This is a genomic window from Arenimonas sp. (genome assembly GCF_019459675.1).
Classification (GTDB): domain Bacteria; phylum Pseudomonadota; class Gammaproteobacteria; order Xanthomonadales; family Xanthomonadaceae; genus Arenimonas.
This window is the reverse complement of record NZ_JAIBFH010000068.1, coordinates 1-1,195: the sequence shown is the minus strand read 5'-3', so window position 1 is coordinate 1,195 and position 1,195 is coordinate 1. Positions and strand designations below refer to the sequence as shown.

General features: G+C 69.9%; 2 protein-coding genes. Both read left to right on the top strand.

From position 1 onward, the window contains the following. The first annotated feature begins 130 nt into the window (after positions 1-130). A complete protein-coding gene (gene pdxH / locus K0M70_RS02730; RefSeq protein WP_290778953.1) occupies positions 131-724 on the top strand; it encodes a pyridoxamine 5'-phosphate oxidase in 594 nt (197 codons plus the stop codon). Beyond that, positions 721-1,195 (top strand): ABC transporter substrate-binding protein (locus K0M70_RS02725; RefSeq protein ID WP_290778950.1); only part of this gene is annotated, 475 nt, incomplete at its 3' end. The genes pdxH and K0M70_RS02725, both read left to right, overlap by 4 nt.

Below are 1,195 nucleotides of genomic sequence, written 5' to 3'. Positions count from 1 at the left end.
CGCGCCGGGGGGCGGCGGGGGGCCGCGCCAGCCGGGCTTGCCGCGGCGTGGCCGCCGGCAGGCCGCGTCGCGGCCGCACGTGCACGGCGGGCGGCATCGGGGCGACAATGGTCCAAACGAGGACCCGCCCATGACCGACCTTTACGCCCAAGCCCTGGATACCTTCGGCAGCCTGCTCAAGGAAGCCACCGACGGAGGCGATCCTGAGCCCACCGCCATGACCGTGGCCACCGCCGACGCCCAGGGCCGCCCTTCGGCGCGGACCGTGCTGCTGAAGGCCTTCGACGCGCGCGGCTTCGTGTTCTACACCAACTACGAAAGCCGCAAGGGCCACCAGCTCACCGACAACCCGCAGGCGGCGCTGCTGTTCCTGTGGAAAACCCTGCGCGAACAGGTGCAGGTGAAGATAGAGGGTACGGTGGAGCCGGTGTCGGTGGCCGAAGCCGACGAGTACTTCGCGTCGCGGCCGCGGCCCAGCCAGGTTGGCGCCTGGGCATCGATCCAGTCGCAGACGCTGGATGCGCGCGAGACCTTCGAGGCGCGCATCACCGCGTTCGAGAAGAAGTTTGAGGGCGTGGACGTGCCGCGGCCCCCGCACTGGTCGGGATTCCGGGTGGTGCCCGAGCGCATCGAGTTCTGGTACGGCGCGCGCTTCCGCCTGCACGAGCGCCACCACTACCAGCGCGTGGACGGGCAGTGGACCCTGCGGATGCTGTATCCGTGAGCCATGGCCCACAGCGCATCGTCTGCCTGACCGAAGAGCCCACCGAAGTGCTGTACGCGCTGGGCGAACAGCACCGCATCGTCGGCATCTCCGGGTTCACGGTGCGGCCGCCGGGGGCGCGCAAGGAAAAGCCCAAGGTCAGCGCCTTCACCTCGGCCAAGGTCGGCGAGATACTCAAGCTGCAGCCTGACTTCGTGGTCGGCTTCTCCGACATCCAGGCCGATATCGCCGCCGAACTGATCCGCCACGGCGTGGAGGTGTGGATCAGCAACCACCGCAGCGTGGCCGGCATCGTCGACTACGTACGCCGCCTGGGCGCGCTGGTGGGTGTTGCCGGTCGCGCCAACGCCTACGCCGACGCGCTGCAGTCGGGCGTTGATGCCATCGCCGCGGCCACGGCCCAGCTGCCGGGCCGTCCGAAGGTGTACTTAGAGGAATGGGGCGAGCCGCGCAACAGCGGCATCCGCGGCG